The sequence below is a fragment of the Sphingomonas sp. Leaf4 genome (genome assembly GCF_920939515.1).
Taxonomy (GTDB): domain Bacteria; phylum Pseudomonadota; class Alphaproteobacteria; order Sphingomonadales; family Sphingomonadaceae; genus Sphingomonas.
The window spans coordinates 59,271-78,829 of record NZ_CAKLBB010000011.1 but is presented as its reverse complement, the minus strand read 5'-3'; the positions used below and the strand labels follow the sequence as shown (position 1 = coordinate 78,829).

Sequence of the window (19,559 nt, the reverse complement as noted above, 5' to 3'; positions counted from 1 at the left end):
ACTGCCCCGCTTCAGAACTGGTAATAGATGAACGGCGCGACCCCGGCGGGGCGCATCGCGTCGACGATCAGGATCGCCACGCCCAGCGCCACGGCGATCGCCGGCGCGGCGTGGTGGCGCAGCCGCATCGCCGCCCCGGTAAGCAGATGGGCCGGCAGCGCATGGATGGCGAGGCCGAAGGCGACCAGCCCCAGCGACAGCGGCGTGACCAGCGTGTTGCGCCAGTCGCCCGCCCCCAGCGCGGCGAGATAGGCGACCGCCTCCCCCTCGCCCTGTGCGCGGAAGAAGATCCAGCCCAGCACGACGATGTGGAAGGTGACGAGGATCCCCGCCCAGCGCGGCGCGCGCGGCAGGCCGGCGGGGCGATGCCGTGCCCAGAACCGCTCGATCGCCAGCCAACCGCCGTGCAGCGCGCCCCAGATCAGGAAGCTCCAGCTCGCGCCATGCCACAGCCCGCCGAGCACCATCGTCGCGAACAGGTTGAGATAGGTGCGCACCGGCCCCTTCCGGCTGCCGCCGAGCGGAATGTAGAGATAGTCGCGCAGCCAGCTCGACAGGCTGATATGCCAGCGCCGCCAGAAATCCTGGAGCGAGGCGGCGCGGTAGGGCTGGTCGAAATTGCGCGGGAAAGTGTAGCCGAGCAGCGCCGCCAGCCCGATCGCCATGTCCGAATAGGCGGAGAAATCGCAGTAGATCTGCACCGCATAGCCGTAAGCGCCGATCAGCAGGTCGAAGCTCGACCGCGCGGCGGGATCGAGGAACGCCGGATCGACCAGCGCGCCGGCCAGTTGCGAGGCGATCACCGCCTTCTTGAACAGCCCCCATACGATTAGCAGCAGCGCGGCGGCGACGGTGCCGCGATCGATCACCGGCACGCGGCGGAACTGCGGCAACAGGTCCGCGCCGCGCACGATCGGCCCGGCGACCAGATGCGGGAAGAACGACATCAGCAGCGTCAGGTCGAGCAGTCCCGCCGCCGGAATCCGCCGGCGATGGACGTCGACCAGATAGGAGATCGCCTGAAAGGTGAAGAACGATACCCCGACCGGCAACACCACCTGCAACAACGGCAGGTCGCGCCCGAAGCCCAACGGCTGCAACAGGCTGGCGAGTTGTTCGAGGAAGAAGCCGGCATATTTGAAATAGCCCAGCACGCCCAGATTGGCGACGACGCCGAGCGTGACCAGCGCCCGCCCGCGTCGTCCGTCCGCCCCTTCCCGGTCGCGCACGATTCCCTGCGCCAGCGCCCAGTTGACCACCGCCGAGACGAACAGCAGCGCGACGAACCGCGCGTCCCATGCGCCGTAGAAGAACCAGCTCGCCAGCAGCAGCGCGATCTTGCGCCATTCGTTCGACCGGCCGAGCGACCAAGTGATCGCATAGACCACGAGGAAGAATAGGCCGAAGCCCAGCGTCGGAAACAGCATTCTAGAACCGGTCCCGCACGGGCAGCGCGGCGAGCGCGCGGTCGAGATCGGCCTGGAGCCGGCGTGCGATCTCCGCGCCGCCGCGACTGGTGAAATGGACATGGTCGCCGCGCATCAGCGGCGTCGTCCCCTGCGTCCAGCCATCGGCGGTGCAGCGCCCGCCCATCGCCTGCGCCCAGTCCCAATAGGCGATGCCGGCGGCATGCGCCTGTCGCCGCTGGATCGCCTGTACCGCCGCCAGCGCGGCGGTCGGCCGCCAGAGCGCCGAGGTAGGGCAGGGCGGGCTGATCCCGCCCTCGCCGCTTTGCAGGCCGGGGGTGCGCGTGGCGGAATCGGGCGCGCCGAACAACAGCATCGGCACACCGGGGGCCAGTCGCCGCAGCCGGGCGAGATCGGCGCGCAAGGTGGCTTCATAGGCGGCGGCCGAAAAGCCGGGGCGGAACGCTTCGTTGGTGCCGAACGCGACGACGATCAGGTCGGGGCGATAGGTGGCCAGTTCGGTCGCGACGACGCGCTCGTCGGTCCGGCCGAAATGGACGAGCTGCGCGCCGACCGTGCCGAGGTTCGACAGGACGACCCCGCCGCCCCGGCTGCGTGCCGTATCCCATGACGTCAGCGTCACCGGGCCGGCGATCACCGTCACCGATGCGCCCGACGCCTCGCCACCGGCATCGAGCGTGCGGCACTGGCTGCCGCTGGCGGGCGCGGCCAGCGACCAGTCGAGCGACGCCGCGCCGATGCCGAGCCGCACCGTGCCCGCCCCCGGCCCGGTCAGCGCGCACAGCGTCAGCCGGTCGAACGTCCGCCCGCCGTCGGCACTCAGCGTCACCGTCGCGCCGGGGGTCTGGCTGGTCAGGCTATAGGCGGAAAGCCCCATCCGCACGGGGCCGGCAGGGCGATAGGCCGGCCCGAAGATGCCGTCGACGCTCCATCCGGGCGACTGGGTCGCGGTGATGTCGCGCGTCAGATAGCCGGCATAGGGCCGCCCGACCGCCATCACCCCGCGCCCGCCGCGCCCGAAGCGGGCCTGCAACAGCGTCCGCCAGCTTCCGGTGATCTGGTCGCCGGCGGTGTGGCTGTCGCCGATCTGGAGGATGCGGACCGGCGCGGGATCGGCGGGCGCATCCGCCAGCTTTTCGAGGAACGGGCGCAGGCGATCGGCATCGCACAGCGCCCCGTTGCAGGTCGCGGCGGCGGCGGCCTGCGCCAGCGCGACGGCCAGAAGTGCGGGCATCAGCGTGGCTCCCCGGTCGGTGTGGGTGCGGGCCGCCCCGCCGCCTGCCGGACGCGCGCGGCATAGCGGCGCAGGTCGGCGGCGACGCCGCTGGTCAGGCGCTGATAGCCGATCCCGATCATGTGCAGCCCGTCGCCGGTGCGCATCAACACCGGTCGCCCGGTCTTCGAGTCAGGCAGATAGGCGGTATATTTCCCGTCCGCGCCCAGCGTCAGCGGACGCGAATCGACGAACGGCACGCCGAGGCGACGCATATGCGCTTCGTAGAAACCGTCCATCGCCTGCATGTCGGCATCGAGCTGCGGATCGCGGATCACCGGCAGCCCGACCCAATAGACCACCGCCCCGGTCGATCGCGCCGCCGCGACGAACCGGTCGACCCGCTGGCCGATCACCCGTTTCCACCCGTCGCCCATCAACGGGTATAGATGCCCGTCGTCATAGACCGCCTGCGCGTCATTGGCGCCGAAGCTGATGACCACCGCGTCGACCGGATCGCGTGCCAGTTGCTCATAGGCGCGTTTTTCGAGGTCGAGCGTGCGATAGCGGGTGAAGCCGGTGGCTTCCTTGGCGAATTTCAGCACCTCATAGCCGTCGCTTGTGGGCAATTGCCGGTAGAGCGCGTCCCAGATGCCGTTGCCGAAACTGTCGCCGAACACGCCGACGCGCAGCACGCCGCCGCGCCGCATCCGTGCCGTTACCTGCGGGGGGATCGGCCCGTCGACGCCCTGCGCCGCGACGGGGGGTGCCGGCGGCACCGGGGACGGGGCGGGGCCGTCCGTGCTCGCCACCGTCGTCGCGGCCGGCAGGATGCGCCCGTCGCCGGCGAACGACAGCCCGACGAGGAAGCCGGCGATCAGCCCGAGGACGAGGACCGCCATCCGGTCCGCCAGCCAAGCTACGGGGGTCCATTTTGGTCGGATCATCGGGTCGATCTACCCGACGCCGGAATATCCGCAAGGGAGGCAGATCGGAGTTTTTCGGTATGATCCGCAAACTTGCGGAAGGGCGGGTTTCGAGGCGGTGCCGGCCCGCTCCCCCCGCGTCATCCCCGCGCAGGCGGGGATCCATACACGCCGACGCCGGCGATCGAATCGCGCATGTTGCGTCTATGGGTTCCCGCCTGCGCGGGAACGACGAACAGCCGTGGCATTGGCTGAAGGTCAATCCCGCCCGGATCGTTTGAAAATGCGTCGAAACGCATTTTGCGGTGCCGGCCCGCTCCCCCTCCCGACCACCCACAGCGTATCCTGATTGGGTGGTCGGGAGGGGGAGCGGGCCGGCACCGCATGGAAACCCGCGTTTCCGCGAGTTTCCAGACAGGCTATCAGAACTTGATGTTGGCGTTGGCGAAGAACTGCCGTCCGACATAGTCGTAGCCGGAATACAGCGGCGCGTTGGCGACGGTGGTGAACCCGACCGCGCTGATGCGCGGCGGCTTGGTGTCGAGCATGTTGCGGACGCCGACCGTGAACTGGAACTGCTTCTGCACGTTGAACTGCAGCGACAGCGAATGCAGGAAGTAGTTGTCGACCTCCAGATAGTAATTGTCGCGATATTCCTGCACCAGCTCGGGGTCGCTGATCCCGGTCAGATTGTCGAACGCGAAATAATCATAGGTCCGGTTGCGGTCGCCATCGGTCCAGTCGAGCCCGTAGCGGATGGTCACGGCGTCGACGTTGAACGTCGCGTCGAAATTGCCGACCCAGTCGGGCGACGTCACGATGCCGTTGGAGTCCGTCAGGAACTCCTCGGGGAACAGGCGGGTCGACTGTTCGGTATATTTGGTGACGTTGGCGTTCAGGATGAACTTTCCGCCCAGCAATTCGCGGGCATAGCGGCCGTTGAATTCGAAGCCCTTGACGATGTTTTCGGACAGGTTGACGAAGCTGCTCGTCACGGTCAGCGCTTGGTTGGCATCGCGCTGGACGAAGCGGCAGAAACCGCCGGTGGCATCGAAATTGGCGTTGCCGTAGCAGCGCTGGAGGATGGTCGTTCCGCTCAGGTCCGACACGCCATTGTCGACCTTCACGTCGAAATAGTCGAGCGAGAGCGACAACTGGCCCACCGACTCGGGCAGTTGCGGGCGCACCACCGCGCCGATCGTCCAGTTGGTCGACGTTTCCGCGCTGAGGCCCGCTTCGGCGCCGCCGACCCGGAACGAGGTGATGCCGCTGCGTTGTTCGAAGTCCGCCGGCAGGCCGATCGAGGCGCAGTTGCGCGCGATGATCCGCTGGTTGGGCGATTGTTCGTCGGCGACCGGCAGCGCGCTGCACGGATCGCTGTTGGCGGCGAGGAAGCCGCTGGTGGCCCCCAGGAACTGTTCGGCCAGCGCGGGAGCACGGTACGACGTGCCATAGCTGCCGCGCACGCCGAAGCCGCGGAACGGCTCCCATTCGCCCGCGACCTTGTAGGTCACGTCCGACCCGTAGGACGCATAGTCGGTATAGCGCGCCGATCCGGTGAGGTTCAGGCGATAGAAGAACGGCTTGTCCTCGAAGATCGGCACGAAGATTTCGCCGAACCCTTCCTTAACATTGTCCTTGCCGACCGTGGGCGTCGCCGCCGTCAGGCCGAACAGGTTGCCGTTGACCGAATTCAGGTCGGGCTGATCGTCGATGCTCTGGCGACGATGCTCGACGCCCAGCGCGACCTGCACGTCGCCGGCGGGCAGGTGGAACAGCGGACCGTCGATGTTGAAGGCATAGGTCGTCTCGCGGAAGCGCGTCTTGCCGATCGTGTTCTGGACGATGTAGTTGCGGAACGCGGCGGGCAGGTCGCCGCCGATCACGCCGGCGGTCAGTGCCGGTGCCGCGACGCAGGTCGGGTTGGCGGCGGCGCTGGCGCAACTGAAGGTGCCGTTGGCGTTGGCCACGACGTTCAGCGAATTGGCCAGACGATCGGTCAGGAACGATTCGGCTTCATAGGTGCCGTCGTTGAACGACTTGCCGACATAGGCATCATAGCGCCAGCGCGGGAAGAAGAAGTCGCCGCGCACCCCGCCCGACGCACGGACATAGTCGACCGTCTGTTCGGACGACGTCATGCCATAGCCGATGAAGGCGCGCGCCGCGATCAGCCGGCCGCTCGACGTGTTGGTCGGATTGGCGAACGCCCCGTTGCGGATCGCGGTGGGCAGCAGCGGGCTGCCCTGGAGATAGTCGAGCGACAACTGGCGGTAGAGCGGCGTCGACGACTTGCGGCGCGTCGCCAGCAGTTCGCCATACACTTCGGCATCGCCGAGGAAGTCCAGCTTGTAGGTGGCGGCGAGATAGCCGGTGTAGATTTCGGCCGAGTTGATGAGCGGCTCTTCTTCCTGCCGCGGATCGAAGGTGTCGCGGTCATAGGTGCCGACGCCGAGATAGCCGGGGAACGGCCCGGTGGTGACGCCCGGCGCGGGCACGAACCGGTTGAACCGGCCGATGGTGCCGCTGGTCCGGCCGATCGCGTCGCGCGTCGGCAGGCCGAGGGTGTTGATCGTCACGCCGCCGTTGTCGATCGTGAAGCAGGCGCGGGGATCGTCCGGCGAGAAATTGTCGCCCGATCCGAATGCCGATCCTTCGCCGTTCAGGAAGCCGCCGATCGGGCAGCCGAAGAACGGCACGTCGTTGCGCGAAAGCGTGTCGCGCTTGCGATATTCCGCCGATCCGATGATGCTCAGCCGGTCGTTGTTGAAGCCGAAGCTGGCGCTGGCGCGACGATCGATGCCCGCGCCGACTTCGGGCACGTTCACCTGGAAATTGAGCTGAAGGCCGCTCAGCTTCTGGTCGGTGATGATGTTGACCACGCCGGCGACGGCGTCGGAACCATAGACCGACGACGCGCCGGCCTTCAGCACTTCGATCCGCTCGACGATGGCGTTGGGCAGCACGTTGAGGTCGGCGGCGAGCAGCGAGCCGCGCGTTCCGCCCGGCGCCAACCGGCGGCCGTTGAGCAGGATCAGCGTGCGGTTGGGGCCAAGGCCTCGCAGGCCGAGGGTGTTCGCACCGCCGCCGCCGTCGGTGACGAAGCCGCCATAGGCGCTGTTGATCTGCGATGCGCCCTGCGCGATCGCGTTGCTTTGCAGCGCGTCGGCGATGCTGGCGAAGCCCGCCTGGGTGATTTCGTCACGGCCGACCACGGTGATCGGCTCGGCGACCGAATATTCGTCGCGGCGGATGCGCGATCCGGTGACGACGATGTCGGCCCCGGCCGATTGCGCGTCGGCGTTCGGCGACTGCGGGCTTTGCGCGTCGGCCGGCACCTGCGTGGGGTCGGGCACCGGGCTGGTCTGCGTATCGGTGGCGATGGTCTGTGCCGCCGCAGGCAAAGCGATAGCGATGGCCAGCGGCGTCAGAGCCGTGGCCACATAAAGATGTGACAGCTTCACGTAGTTTCCCCGTTTATTCAGCCGCTTGGGCTTGATCGATATAAGAGTATTTATATTGGAACCCGGCAAGCGGCAAAATGTAGGCCCTGCCTACTAGCGTCGCCGGTGTTGCCGAAGGGACACACCGGCCGTGGGTTATGGCCAGGATCGTCGGCGGCATGCTGCGCCGGTTTCTTCGGGCGAGTTTGCGGGCTTTTCCCGCCGTGTCGCGCAACTCCTAAGTTTCGCGACAGCGATCCGCCGACCGCGTTTCCGCACGTTGCGGTGTCGCAAAAGTCGGTTGCCGAATGCGGCGGTTCCGATACATATTCGCGACATGCTGATCGGCTATGCCCGTGTCTCGACCGACGACCAGGATTTGCGGCTGCAACGCGCCGCGCTGGCCGAAGCCGGTTGCCGCCGGACCTTCGAGGAGAAGGTGTCGGGCGCGAAGCGCGACCGGCCCGAGCTGGCGCGGATGATCGACCAGTTGCGCGACGACGATACGGTGGTGGTGACGCGGCTCGACCGGCTGGCGCGTTCCACCCGCGACCTGCTCGACATTGCCGAGACGCTGAAGGCGGCGGGGGCGGGGCTGCGCTCGCTGGCCGAGCCCTGGGCGGACACGACCTCGCCCGCCGGTCGCATGGTGCTGACCGTGTTCGCCGGCATCGCCGAGTTCGAGCGCGAGCTGATCCACCAGCGCACCAGCAGCGGCCGGGCGGCGGCTAAGGCGAGGGGAGTGCGCTTCGGCCGCCCGCCCAGGCTGACGCCCGATCAGATCGCGCTGGGCGAACGACTGGTGAACGAGGGCACGTCGGTGCGGGACGCCGCCAAGCTGCTCCAATGCCACCATGCCACGCTCTACCGGGCGCTGGCCGCCGCTGCCGCTGCCCGGTGACGCCAGCCTTGCCCGTGTTTTACCGCCGGGCGCGGCCGTAGGTCTGTCGCCAGTCGAGCAGCGCTTCCACCGCGTCGGTCTGGATCAGGCGGACGCCGTCGTTCGCCAGTCGTCCCCAGACCGCGTCGGGATCGCGCGTCGCCGCCGTATCGCCGCCCAGCCCCACCACAAAGCCTTCGAACAGCGTGTTCACCCAGACGGCGATGCCCGCCTGCCGGGCCGCCGCGACGCTGGCCGGCAGGCTCGCCAGCGGCAGCCGGGGCAGTTCGACCGCGATCGGCCGCCGCCGCCCCGCCGCCTGCCGCCGGATGATCGCCGGCACGTCGCCCGCCGCCGGATCGCCGGTGATCGGGATCGGCGCGAAGGGCACGCGGTCATAGGGCGACATCGCCGCCAGCGGGGGCGAGCCGATTCCGGCGAAGGTCTTGACGATCACCCGGTCGGTAGCACCGGCACGGACGACGCCATCGACGACCTCGCCATAGATCGCATCCTTCACGTCGAGGTTGAGGACGATCCGCCCCCTCGCCAGCGCCAGCAGTTCGTCGAGCGTCGGCACGCGCTCGCCGGTCGGTGCCGCGCCCGCGCCGCCTTCGTCGTCGCGCAGCCGCAGCGCGCGGATCTGCGCCAGCGTCAGGTCGGCGACGCGGCCGGTGCCATCGGTCGTGCGGTCGACGCTGTCGTCATGGACCATGACGAGATAGCCGTCGCGGGTGCGGCGCACGTCGGTTTCCATCACTTCCACGCCCAGCTCGGCACAGCGCAGCAGCGCGGCACGCGAGTTTTCGGGCACGGTGCCCAGCCCCCGGCGCGGCGCGGCGGCATGGCAGCCGCGATGGGCGATGGCGATGATCCCGCCGTCGGGATCGGCGATGCGGCGCATCGTGTCGGTCGGCCCCGCCTGCGCCGCCGGAGCGGCGACACAGGCAAGGACGATACCGGCGAGGAGCGGGGCGAAGAACGGGCGGATCACCACTTGTGGCTCACGATCAGGCGCAGGTTGCGACCGAACAGCGGCCGCCCGAAGATGGCGGTCGGCACGCCCTGTCCGAAGCGGTCGCCTGCGGTGTTCCCCTCGGTAAAGCCGTGCGCGTTGGTGATGTTGTCGCCGACGAGCTGCACCTGCCAGTCGCCGCTGCTCGCCGTCGCGCCCAGCCCGAACGCGCCATAGGCGGGCAGCGCGGTGCTGTTGAAGAAATCGGTATAGCGCCGGCTGACATAATCATAGCGGCCATAGACGCTGACCGCCGCGCCGCTTACGTCGAAGTCGACGGTCGGGCGCACGTTCAGGAACAGCTTGGGTTCGCGGATGATCTGCTTGCCGCTCGCCCGGCTGCCATCGGCGCCGGTGTTGCTGCTGAAGTTCAGGTAGCGCGGGTTCTGGAACGTCACCGATCCGGCGAGCGAGAAGGGGCCGGCGAGGCGGAGCTGGCCGTCGGCTTCCAGCCCCTTGGTCTCGGCGGTGCCGATGAAGTTCGTCACCTGATCGGCGCGACCGGTCGCCGGGTTGAACGCGGCGAAGCTGGCGTTGAGCGGATCGAACCGCGTGTAGAAGCCGGTGACGTAGAGATAGGAGCGGCCGGCGGCGAATTTCACGCCCGCCTCGTACAGCTTCGCCTTGGTCGCGACGATCGCGGCGGTGGGATAGTTGAGGGTGATGGTGGTGTTGGGCGGCACCTCGAGCTGCGACGCGCGCAGATAGGCGCCGATGTTGCCGGTCGCGTCGTAATTGGCGCCGACCGTCCAGTTCGTCGCCTGCTGCTTCAGTTTCAGCGTGCCGATCGCCCCGGTGAAGCCGCGCGTGGCATTGTCGGCCAGCGTCGTCGGATCGCCGAGATTATAGGCGGCGCTCAGCCGGCCGAACCCGTCGTAGCTGTACCATTCGTGGCGGACGCCGGCATCGATGCGCAGCCGGTCGGTCACGTCCCAGGTGTCGGTGCCGTACAGCGCGATAAGCTGCCCATCGGCACCGCCGCCGCCCAGCGTCGCCGCATTGGCCAGCGCGCCGTGATCGGTGACATAGCCCAGCACGCTGCCGCCGGCGTCATAGGCGGCGAGGTCGAGCGTGCGCGGGCGCGACTTCACCTCGACCAGCAGGTTCTGGTACGCATTGAACGTCGTCTGGCTCCACAGCGAGCCATAGATGCCGGCGCGCAGATCGTGCGTGCCGAACCCGGTGTCGAACCGGCGCGTCACCGACACGTCGCCCTGCGTCGAATGGAAGTCGTTCTCGACCGAGCGATATTGCGCCTGCATCACCAGTCCGGAGTCGGTGGCGGGGTTGTAGGCGCTCTGCCCGGCGGTGCCGGCGACGCTGTAGCCGAGCCGCGCGACGCCCGTTCCGAACGCGGTGGTCGCGGCGGCGCGGTAGTTGCTGGCGAAGGTCGTCGCGTCGACCGGGTTGGAGGTGGAATAAAAGGCGTCGAAGTGCAGCTTGCCCCGCGTCACCCCGCCCTTGGCCGAGACGTGCCAGTCGCCGAAATCGCCTTCATAGGTCAGCGTGACATTGCCGAAGCGCAGGTGCCGCCCGTTCGACAGGTCGCCGCGCTGGTTCTGGAGTACGCCCGCGCCGTCGCGGTACTTGATGTTCACGTCGCGCAGCGCCGGGCTGTTCAGCGTGCCGGTGAAATAATCGATATAGGGGTCGAGGCTGACCGACGGATTGCGCGGATCGGCGGTCGGGATCGACAGATAGAACAGGTTGTGGTCGTCGGTATATTGTGCCGACAGCTTGACGAAGCCGTTGGCGAGATCGTGGCGCAGGTTCGCGCGAATCTGCCCGCCGCGATCGGACGGAAAGCCCGAATCGCGATAGCCGTCATGATGGCGCAGGAAGCCGCCGACCGCGTAATAGGTGTCGTCCGACACCGGACCCGCCTGATAGGCGTCGAGCCGGTACAGCCCGGTATCGCCCAGCGTCAGTTGCGCCTTGCCGCGCGTGGTCGCGGTGCCGGTGACGGTGATGACGTTGGCGATCGCCGCCGCCGTGCTGGCATAGATCGGCGCCGGGCCGCCGCGCACCACCTCGACCCGGTCGGTCATCAGGTCGAGCCGGTTCATGCCGTCGCCCTGGTTGAAGAAATAGCCGTCCAGTTCCTGGAACAGCGGCAGGCCGTCCTGCTGATAGTATAGGAACCCGCGATCGGTCGGGATGCCGCGCACGCGGGTGATGTTCTGCACCTCGCCGCCGGTCGCCTCGGCATGGATGCCGGGCAGCGTGCCGATCAGGTCGGTCATGCTCTTGGGCGCGATCTTCTGAATTTCGGTCTGGCTCAGCGAATTGACCGCATAGGATACGTCGAAGCGGCGCTGCTGGCGTGCCGATCCGGTGACGATGATGTCCGATGCCGGCGCGTCGTCGGTCGCGCTATCGTCCGTGGTGGTGGTGGCCGGCGTGCCCGGTGTTGTCTGCGCCACGGCCGGCGTGGTGCCGGCGAGCAGCGCGAACAGCGCGGCCCCGCCGAGGAAATTGGTGTGCATGATGAAGCCCCCGATGGTTCGATTGGCGGCCGCCTTGGGCGTGGGGGATGACAGTTTTATTTACTTACGCGCAATTAAATCGCCGGTTGTTGCGTGGTCACGGCATGGATCGGAATCATCGCCGCCCCGATCACCACCGCCTTGCTGCCGATGGGGGATGCCAGGACGGGCGGGAGCATCGCGCGATACCGGTCGCTCCGGTTGCGGCCGATTTCGTCCAGCCCCTGCGCGATGGTGCGCAACAGCGGCAGCGGCAGCGCGCCCGACACGACGATCGCGCCGGGATCGAGCCAGACAATGCCGCTCAGCACCGCCTGTTCCAGTTGATCGATCACCCGCCTTGTCCAGCGATCGATGATCGGTCGGTGCGTTTCCATCAGCGCATCGATCTCCGCCAGCGAATCGACCGCGACCCCTTCGTCCTGGAACGTCCGCAGCAGGTCAATGCCCGAAGGCCGGTCGCGATCGGCGGGGAACAGGCGTCCGACCTCGCCGGCATTGCCGTGTTCGCCCAGAAACAGGTCGCGCTCGGCGACCAGGCCGCCGCCGATGCCGTGCCCCAGGAACAGCGTCAGCACCGAGCGGTAGCGGCCGATGATCCCGTCCTGATAGAATTCGGCGAGCGCGGCGACGCTCGCGTCGTTCTCGATCCACACCGGCATGCCCAGCGCGTCGCCCATGATGTCGGCCAGTGGCACATCGTCCCACCCCGCGACCCGGTCGACCACCGCCCGGCGGTTGCGGTCGCCGCGCAGCGCATAGCCCGGCACCGCGACGCCCAGCCCAAGGAACTTGCCGCGCATGAAGCCGTGCGATGCCGCCAGCACCTGCAACCGCGCCTCGACCGCGCGGGCGAAGACATGCGGATCGGGGCTGTCGAACGGCGTCGCGTCGTGGACGATCGGCCGGCCGCGAAAATCCACCAGCACCAGTTCCAGCCACCCCGGATGCGGCGTCGCGCCGATCGCCCATGCCCCGTGGCCCGACACGGTCAGCGGCACCATCGGCCGGCCACGCGCGACCGCTTCGGGCGATTCCAGCTCCTCGATCAGTCCCAGCGCCAGCAGCGACTGCGTCAGCCGGGTCATCGTCGCGCCGTTCATGTCGAGCGCCCGGGCCAGATGCGTGCGCGGCGCGGTGCCGTCGATCCGAAGCTGCATCAACACGCGGCGTTGCGGTTCGCTGAGCGGGATCGGCGGGCGGTGCGGTCGCGACATGCAACGGTCAATATAGTTACAAAATGTCAAATAAATGAAATCGCGCCGGGGTATGGACCGTCGCCATGCCGTCCCCGCCCGCCTCCGCTTCGTTGCCGACCAAATTGGGCTACAGCATCGGCAATCTCGGCAAGAGCGTGGTGTGGACCAGCTTCGAGAATTTCATGCTGTTCTATCTGGTGTCGATCGCCGGGTTGCCGCCGCTGGTGGCGGGCAGCCTGCTGGCGGCGACGCTGTTGTGGGATGCGTTGTTCGATCTGGCCGTGGCGCTGTGGGCGGATGCGCGCGGCGGCGGCGACCGGTTGGGCCGGTTGATCGTGATGGGCGCGCCGATGTGCGCGATCGGCTTCTGGCTGGTGTTCGCGCTCGACCGGCTGGCGGCCATCGCGGCGGCGATCCTGTTGTGCCGCATCGGCTATTCGCTGTGCGACGTCGGCCATAACACGCTGCTGGTGCGGGTCGCGCGGACGCCGCGCGATGCGACGTCGGTGTCGGGCTACCGGCTGATCTTCAGCGCGTGCGGCGCGGCGCTGGTCGCGCTCGCCTCGACCTGGAGCCTCGCGCCGGCCGCCGCCGCCGCGCGGCAGGCGGCCTTTGCCACCGGGGCGCTGGCCGGCGGGGCGATCTATGTCGTGACGCTGGCTACCGCGTGGTTCGCGACGCGGCATCTGGGCGGGCCGGCGGCGTGTACGAACCCGCTGCCGGTATCGCGGGGCGGCCGCCTGCGCGCGCTGTGGCGGCATGGCCCGTTTCGCCGCACGCTGCTGGTGGCCGCCGTTCAGGCGGGGATCGTGCCGCTGTTCCTGCGCACGCTGCCGTTCTTCGGACAGGCGGTGCATCAGGATGCGGGCTGGGCGGGGCCGGCGCTGGCGACGATCACGCTCGGCCAGTCGCTCTCGCTGCCGGGGTGGATGGCGCTGTCGCGCCGGTTGCCGCCGATCGTGATCGCCCGTATCGGCCATGCGATGACGATCGTCGCGATGCTGGGGCTGGTGATCGCCTCGCGCGGGATTGGCGGCACCGTGTTGCTGATGCTGCTGGGCATGGCGCTGGCCGCGACGAACCTCGCGCTCTGGGCGATGCTCGCGCTTGCCGCCCAGCGACCGGAAACCAGCGGGGATACCAACGAAGCGACCCCCGTCGGCCTGTTCCTGACGACGCTCAAATCCGCTGCGGCGATCGGCAATCTGGTGTCGGGCACGATGGTCGCGCTGACGACATCGCCGATGACGTCCGCGCCGGACGGGCCGGACCTGACGGCCGGCGTCCTGCTGTTGCCGGTCGTCGGATGCCTGCTGGCGCTGTACGTCCTGCGGCCACGCGGCGCGCCGGCGGCTTCCGTCCCCTGACGGGGCGTGTCGCGCCTATCGTGGGTGTCGCGGCGGACCGGCCATCACCCATTGATACGCATCGACCGTTTCGCCCCTCGGCCGGTAGCGGAGCTGGAACGTCCGCCCCGCCCGTGCGACGTCCAGCGTGACATAGGCCTGCTGATCGCCCTGCAGCGCATCCTGCGGAAAGCCGTTCTGTATTTCGTCGCCCTCGCGCAGTCCCGCGACGGCGGCGTTCGACCCCGGTTTCAGGCCGCGCACGATCCGGGGCCTGCTCTGGAGCGAGGCCATGTCGAACCCCAGATCATAGCGCCGGAGCGGCCGGATCACCCGGCGGAAGCGCGGTCCATAGGCGTCGGACGGCGGCAGGATCGTCGCCCCGCCGAGCATCGCGTCGAGATCGGCGATCCCGCCCGGCCCCAGTTCCTTTGCCAGCAGCGACCGGTACAGCGCCTCGTCCATCTTGCCGCCGCCCCGCCGGGTGCGCAGCATCGTCCGCACGATGTCGTCGAGCGAGCGCCGCCCGCCCGAGCGCGCCCGGATCCGCGCATCGACCGTATCGAAATACAGCGATCCGCGATCATAGGGCAGGACGCGCACCCGCGTGTCGCGCCAGAAGCCGTCCGCGATCGCCGCATTGGGCGTCGCGATCTTGATGTTGGTATAATAGCGCGCCGCCGTCTCGTTGAGGTCGGTCAGGAAATCCGCCGCCGAGATCATGCCCGCGCGGTACGGCAGCGCCCGCTGGTAATGTACCGCCAGCCCCTCGCCGAACCACGACCGGTCGAGCCCGCCCGCCGCGTCCATCGACCCGTCGAGCGAATTGACCCAGCTATGCAGCATCTCGTGCGCCAGCAGCGTGCGCAGGTCGTCGGGCTTCGAGGTGGCGTTGAACGTATAGGCGAAGCTGTCGGTCAGCCCGATGCCGCTGCCCGGGTTGCGCGTGTTGGTCCGCCCGAACACGCCGAACCGCGGCGGGGCATAGCCGAAGAAGCCGCCGTAATAGCGGTGCAGCGCGGCGGCCCAGCCCATCAGCGGGGCCATGGCGAACGGTGGCTCCCCCTGCCACGCGGCGAAGAAGCCGTCGCGTTCCGGCCCGGTCACGCCGGGGCGGCCGCCCATGTAATAGGCCGACGCCAGTCGCTGCGCCGGGATCGCGGCGGGGGTGAGGGCATGGCCCATGCCGAAGCTCGACGCCCCCATGCCGGACGCGCCATAGCCCGCGAAGTCCCACCGCACCTCCGCCCGACGCGGCTTGCCGTCGGTCGGCAGCAGCAGGAAGGCGCTGCCCGCCGCCGAGAAGGTGCCGCCCTCGGTCCTCATCTCATATTGCGGCAGCGCGAGCGGCGGCGCCGCCGCATCGATCGGCACGCGGTAGCGCACCGTCACCACCCCGTCGACCGCGCGCGCCGCGCGCCAGCGGCGGATGGTGTTCGACCCGTCCTGCGCCACGTCCTGCGTCGTCACCGGGATCGGCCCTTGCGCATCGGCCAGCGTCAGCGCGCGCAGGTCCCGCCCGCTCGTCACCACGGTACTGGCGACCAGCGGCAGTTCGAACAGCGCGTCGCCCGGCGCGGCGTGCATCGCCTGCGCCTCCAGCGTCACGTCGACGAACGGCACGTGCCGTGCCGCGTCGGGCGCACCGGGGGCGAGCAGGACGACGAGACGCGGATCGCCCGCGCCATCGGGGGCGGTCGCGCCGGTCAGCAGCAGCACCGATCCCAGTGCCATACCCCTGCGCATTCTTCGAGCCATCATGCCGCCTCCCTCGTTCCGGCGATCAGCCTAGCGCGCCGCACCCGCGAAATCCGGTCGCACGCGGCGCGTTTCGCGCGGGGACGTGCATAGCCTATTCGCGGCAACCGCCCCGGCGGCCGCCTGTCATGCGGCGGGCAGCGGCAGCCGGTGGGTGCATTTCACTTCGGACAGGGTGGCGATCGAGCGAATATCCTCGACGCCGGGCAGCCGCAGCAGCGTGCGAAAGGTGAAATTCTGATACCAGCCCATGCTGGGCGCCAGCACCTTCAGCATCACGTCCATCTCGCCGAACAGCGTATAGGCTTCGGTGATTTCGGGAATATCCTCGATCGCGCGCATGAAGCGGTCGCGCGCATCGTCGCTCAGCCGGCCCATCTTGAGCTGGGCGAAGATATACATGCTCTCGCCGAACTTCTCGCGATCGAGCACCGCGACCTGCGCCTTGATATAGCCCTCGTCCTTCAACCGCTGGATACGGCGCCAGCACGGCGATTGCGACAGGCCGACCCGGTCGGCGATCTCGCTCGACGATTCGGAGGCGTCGATCTGCAACCGGTCGAGAATCTTGAGGTCGAGGCGGTCGAGGGCGTCAGCCATGATTATGCACAGTTCCGGTGAAAGGCGAATTGAACCGGCCGCCGTTTGACCATGGATGCGATCGATCGGCAAGCATTTGCCCGTTTCTCGGGGTAGGCTGATGCCCGACAGGCCGTTGGGGAATAGGGATGCTACGCGACGAACTGGCGATCTTCGATAGCGCGGCGGTGCGCGCCGGGCTCGGGTACGGCGACTGCATCGCCGTGGTGCGCGCGGCGATGATGGCGCTGTCGGCGGGCACCACCCGCCAGTTGCTGCGCACGATGCTGTCGCTGGGGCCAGGGCGGACGTTCGCGCAGATGCCCGGCGCGCTGGGCGACCATGAGATGTTCGGCACCAAGACGATCAGCGTCTTCGCCGACCCCCAGGCACCCGGCAAGCGCCGTCACCGGGGCCTCGTCGTGCTGTTCGAACCGGTCGAGGGCCGGCCGGTTGCCGTCGCCGATGCCGAGGAGATCACCCATATCCGCACTGCCGCCGCCACCGCGGTCGCGACCGACGCGCTGGCCCGCGCCGATGCCGCCACGCTGCTGATCGTCGGCACCGGTGGGCAGGCGCACACCCATTTGCGCGCGCTGCCGCTGGTCCGCCGGTTCGACCGGGTGCTGGTCTGGGGCCGCGACCCTGCGCGGGCCGACGCGGTGGTCGCCGCCTTTCCCGATCTGCCGTGCGAACGCGCCGACGATCTGGCCGCCGCGTGCGGCGCGGCCGACGTCATCTGCACGCTGACCGCCGCCGCCGAGCCGGTCGTCCGGGGGGAATGGGTCCGGCCCGGCACCCATGTGAACCTCGTCGGATCGAGCGGCCCCGGCCCGGTCGAGGTCGACAGCGCGCTGGTGATGCGCAGCCGCTATATCGCCGACAGCATCGCGTCGGCGCGCGATGCCGCCGCCGAATTCCTCGTCGCGCGCGATGCCGGCCTTGTCACCGACGACCATATCGTCGCGGAGATCGGCGAGGTGCTGCTGGGCCGCACGCCGGGGCGGACCGGCCCGACCGACATCACGCTCTATAAATCGCTCGGCCATGCGGTGCAGGACCTGGCCGCCGCCGCCCATCTGTACCGGACGTGCGGCCGATGATGGCCCGCCTGCTCCTCGCCGCGCTGCTGGCTGGCACCGCCCCGGCCGCCGCGCAGACGCACGAGCGGCTGTCGGTGATCGCCAATGGCGAAAAGGTCGGCAGCGTCACCGTCACGCGCAACGGCGATCACGTCGCAATCCATCACGACGTCAAGAACAACGGGCGCGGCCCGACGATGGACGAGGCGATCGAGCTCGACCGCGACGGGTTGCCGCGCCGCTGGACGCTGGACGGCACGGGGACGTTCGGCGGCGCGGTTCACGAACGCTTCGCCCGCGATGCCGCGGTCGCCTGCTGGACCGACGCGGGCGGACCGCGCGATAGCAAGCTTGATGGCAAGGCGCTGTATCTGGGGCAGGCCGCCAGTCCGTGGGCGCTCGGCCTTTATGCCCGCGCGCTGCTGAAGGCACCGGGCGGCACGCTCCCGGCACTTCCCGGCGGGCAGGTGCGGATCGAGCGGCTCGGGGTGCAGACGATCGGCGGCACCGCCTATCACGCCTATGCGATCGGCGGCATCGACCTGACGCCCGAACTGATCCTGCTCGATGGTGACGAGGCGTTGTTCGCGGTGCTGGGGTCCGGCGGCGCGACGGTGCGCGAGGGGCATGAGCGCGACGTGCCGGCACTCGCCGCGCTGGCGACGCGGCTGACGGCGGAGCGCTACGCCGCGCTCCAGCGCCGCTTCGCCCATCGCATCGACGCACCGGTGCGCATCCGCAACGTGCGCGTGTTCGATCCCGTCAGCGCGACGCTCGGGCCTCCGGTGTCGGTGGTGTTCGCCGACGGGCGTATCACCGGCATCCAGCCCCTCGACGTGCCCGCGTCGCTCGGCGAGGCGATGATCGACGGCGCGGGCGGCACGCTGCTGCCCGGGTTGCACGACATGCACGCGCATGTCGGCCTCGATTCCGCGCTGCTGTATCTTGCAGCCGGCGTCACCTCGGTCCGCGACATGGGCAACGACAACGGCTTCCTGCCCGACCTGATCCGCCGCATCGGCGCGGGCGAGGTGGCGGGGCCGCGCATCACCGCCAACGGCTTCCTCGAAGGGCGCAGTCCCTATTCCGCGCGGCTCGGCATCGTCGCCGACAGCGCCGCCGGGGCGATCGATGCCGTCCGCTGGTATGCCGCGCGGGGCTATTGGCAGATCAAGATCTACAACAGCATGAACCCGGCGTGGGTGCCCGCGATCGCGCGCGAGGCGCACCGGTTGGGGATGCGCGTGACCGGCCATGTCCCCGCCTTCACCGATGCCGACGCGATGATCGATGCGGGCTATGACGAGGTGACGCACATCAACCAGCTCATGCTGGGCTGGGTGCTGGCCCCGGGCGAGGATACCCGCACCCTGCTGCGCCTGACCGCGATGCGCCGCACCGCGACGCTCGATCTGGCGTCGCCGCGCGTGCGGCGGACGATCGACCGGATGGTCGCGGGCAATATCGCGCATGATCCGACGGCGGTGACGCTGGAGCTGCTGATGGGCGGGCGCGACGGAATCGCCAATCCTTCGGTCGCGGGCTATATCGACCATCTGCCGATCGGCCTGCAACGCCGCCGCCGTCAGGCGATCGCCCCGATCGCGGGGCCGGCCGATGCCGCCGCCTATGACGGGGCGATGGCGAAGGTGCGCCAGACGCTGAAGCTGTTGCACGATCGCGGCATCCGCCTGCTGCCCGGCACCGACGACCAGACCGGCCTGTCGCTCCACCGCGAACTGCAAATCTATGCCGAGGCGGGGATACCCATCCCCGAAGTGCTGCGCCTCGCGACGCTGGCCCCCGAACGCTATCTGGGCCGCGACCAGCAACTGGGATCGATCGCGCGCGGCAAGCTGGCCGACTTCCTCCTGCTGCCGGGCGATCCCACCCGCGACCTGAAGGAACTGCACCGTATCGCGATGGTGGTGAAGGACGGCACGCTGTATTTCCCGTCCGAAATCCATCCGGCGTTCGGAATCAGGCCGTTCGCGCCCGCCCCGCGCCTGACGCTGCCCGCCACCGTTCCGGCGACGACGGGTGCCGCGCCGGGCCATGACGTGGCGGATGAATTTCTGTTCTAGGGCCGATCGACGTTCAGCATTTCCGGCCAGTCTTCGTCATTTTCGGCCGAAACGGCCGCCACTTTCGTCACCCCGGACTTGTTCCGGGGTCCACGGCTCGGCAATCGGCATAGCTTGAGCC

At 69.0% G+C, this 19,559-nt stretch carries 13 protein-coding genes; 4 read left to right on the top strand and 9 right to left on the bottom strand.

Annotated features, from left to right (window positions below; translation table 11 throughout):
• Nucleotides 1–11: 11 nt before the first annotated feature.
• The 4 genes from LRA89_RS16350 to LRA89_RS16335 form a co-directional block, all read right to left on the bottom strand.
• Nucleotides 12–1,427: an MBOAT family O-acyltransferase gene (locus tag LRA89_RS16350; RefSeq protein WP_230771941.1), complete on the bottom strand. Its 1,416-nt coding sequence runs from the start codon at nt 1,425–1,427 to the stop codon at nt 12–14.
• Nucleotide 1,428: 1 nt separating this feature from the next.
• Nucleotides 1,429–2,661 carry a GDSL-type esterase/lipase family protein gene (locus LRA89_RS16345; protein WP_230771939.1) on the bottom strand — a complete coding sequence of 411 codons (1,233 nt, stop codon included), beginning with the start codon at nt 2,659–2,661 and terminating at the stop codon, nt 1,429–1,431.
• On the bottom strand, nt 2,661–3,587 hold the full coding sequence (locus LRA89_RS16340; RefSeq protein ID WP_230771937.1) for an SGNH/GDSL hydrolase family protein: 927 nt from the start codon (nt 3,585–3,587) through the stop codon (nt 2,661–2,663). The genes LRA89_RS16345 and LRA89_RS16340 overlap by 1 nt, the downstream gene beginning before the upstream one ends.
• Before the next feature lie 401 nt (nt 3,588–3,988).
• Nucleotides 3,989–7,009 (bottom strand): TonB-dependent receptor plug domain-containing protein, encoded by a 3,021-nt coding sequence (locus tag LRA89_RS16335; RefSeq protein ID WP_230771935.1) that lies wholly within the window; start codon nt 7,007–7,009, stop codon nt 3,989–3,991.
• A gap of 337 nt (nt 7,010–7,346) precedes the next feature.
• Between LRA89_RS16335 and LRA89_RS16330 the strand changes: the two genes are divergently transcribed.
• Nucleotides 7,347–7,910: a recombinase family protein gene (locus LRA89_RS16330; protein ID WP_230771933.1), complete on the top strand. Its 564-nt coding sequence runs from the start codon at nt 7,347–7,349 to the stop codon at nt 7,908–7,910.
• A gap of 19 nt (nt 7,911–7,929) precedes the next feature.
• On the opposite strand, the gene LRA89_RS16325 is transcribed toward LRA89_RS16330, so the two are convergent.
• The 3 genes from LRA89_RS16325 to LRA89_RS16315 form a co-directional block, all read right to left on the bottom strand.
• Nucleotides 7,930–8,883, bottom strand: coding sequence for a glycerophosphodiester phosphodiesterase family protein (locus LRA89_RS16325; RefSeq protein ID WP_230771930.1), 954 nt, complete (start codon nt 8,881–8,883; stop codon nt 7,930–7,932).
• Nucleotides 8,880–11,390: a TonB-dependent receptor gene (locus tag LRA89_RS16320; protein WP_230771928.1), complete on the bottom strand. Its 2,511-nt coding sequence runs from the start codon at nt 11,388–11,390 to the stop codon at nt 8,880–8,882. The genes LRA89_RS16325 and LRA89_RS16320 overlap by 4 nt, the downstream gene beginning before the upstream one ends.
• A 74-nt stretch (nt 11,391–11,464) precedes the next feature.
• Entirely contained in the window at nt 11,465–12,607 is a 1,143-nt protein-coding gene (locus LRA89_RS16315; protein ID WP_082448022.1) for an ROK family transcriptional regulator, read from the bottom strand.
• Nucleotides 12,608–12,672: 65 nt separating this feature from the next.
• On the opposite strand from LRA89_RS16315, the gene LRA89_RS16310 reads away from it, so the two are divergent.
• The gene (locus LRA89_RS16310; RefSeq protein ID WP_230771926.1) at nt 12,673–13,956 is read left to right on the top strand and encodes an MFS transporter; all 1,284 of its coding nucleotides are present in this window, start codon (nt 12,673–12,675) and stop codon (nt 13,954–13,956) included.
• 15 nt (nt 13,957–13,971) lie between these two features.
• Here the strand turns inward: LRA89_RS16310 and LRA89_RS16305 are convergent, their stop codons facing one another.
• Entirely contained in the window at nt 13,972–15,681 is a 1,710-nt protein-coding gene (locus LRA89_RS16305; protein WP_230771923.1) for a peptidase M61, read from the bottom strand.
• Between the two features lie 138 nt (nt 15,682–15,819).
• The gene (locus LRA89_RS16300; protein WP_055787318.1) at nt 15,820–16,293 is read right to left on the bottom strand and encodes an Lrp/AsnC family transcriptional regulator; all 474 of its coding nucleotides are present in this window, start codon (nt 16,291–16,293) and stop codon (nt 15,820–15,822) included.
• A gap of 128 nt (nt 16,294–16,421) precedes the next feature.
• Here LRA89_RS16300 and LRA89_RS16295 point away from each other — a divergent pair, with 128 nt between their 5' ends.
• A complete protein-coding gene (locus LRA89_RS16295; protein WP_230771921.1) occupies nt 16,422–17,375 on the top strand; it encodes an ornithine cyclodeaminase family protein in 954 nt (317 codons plus the stop codon).
• Complete coding sequence (locus LRA89_RS16290; protein ID WP_230771919.1) at nt 17,375–19,438, top strand: amidohydrolase family protein; 2,064 nt, start codon at nt 17,375–17,377, stop codon at nt 19,436–19,438. Before LRA89_RS16295 ends, LRA89_RS16290 begins: the two co-directional genes overlap by 1 nt.
• Nucleotides 19,439–19,559: the final 121 nt, after the last annotated feature.

Bases quoted from the DNA above. Each gene is read 5' to 3' on its own strand.
- LRA89_RS16345 (WP_230771939.1), bottom strand. From the start codon at position 2,661: ATGCCCGCACTTCTGGCCGTCGCGCTGGCGCAGGCCGCCGCCGCCGCG.
- LRA89_RS16340 (WP_230771937.1), bottom strand. From the start codon at position 3,587: ATGATCCGACCAAAATGGACCCCCGTAGCTTGGCTGGCGGACCGGATG.
- LRA89_RS16315 (WP_082448022.1), bottom strand. From the start codon at position 12,607: ATGTCGCGACCGCACCGCCCGCCGATCCCGCTCAGCGAACCGCAACGC.
- LRA89_RS16330 (WP_230771933.1), top strand. From the start codon at position 7,347: ATGCTGATCGGCTATGCCCGTGTCTCGACCGACGACCAGGATTTGCGG.
- LRA89_RS16300 (WP_055787318.1), bottom strand. From the start codon at position 16,293: ATGGCTGACGCCCTCGACCGCCTCGACCTCAAGATTCTCGACCGGTTG.
- LRA89_RS16290 (WP_230771919.1), top strand. From the start codon at position 17,375: ATGGCCCGCCTGCTCCTCGCCGCGCTGCTGGCTGGCACCGCCCCGGCC.
- LRA89_RS16350 (WP_230771941.1), bottom strand. From the start codon at position 1,427: ATGCTGTTTCCGACGCTGGGCTTCGGCCTATTCTTCCTCGTGGTCTAT.
- LRA89_RS16310 (WP_230771926.1), top strand. From the start codon at position 12,673: ATGCCGTCCCCGCCCGCCTCCGCTTCGTTGCCGACCAAATTGGGCTAC.
- LRA89_RS16295 (WP_230771921.1), top strand. From the start codon at position 16,422: ATGCTACGCGACGAACTGGCGATCTTCGATAGCGCGGCGGTGCGCGCC.
- LRA89_RS16320 (WP_230771928.1), bottom strand. From the start codon at position 11,390: ATGCACACCAATTTCCTCGGCGGGGCCGCGCTGTTCGCGCTGCTCGCC.
- LRA89_RS16305 (WP_230771923.1), bottom strand. From the start codon at position 15,681: ATGCGCAGGGGTATGGCACTGGGATCGGTGCTGCTGCTGACCGGCGCG.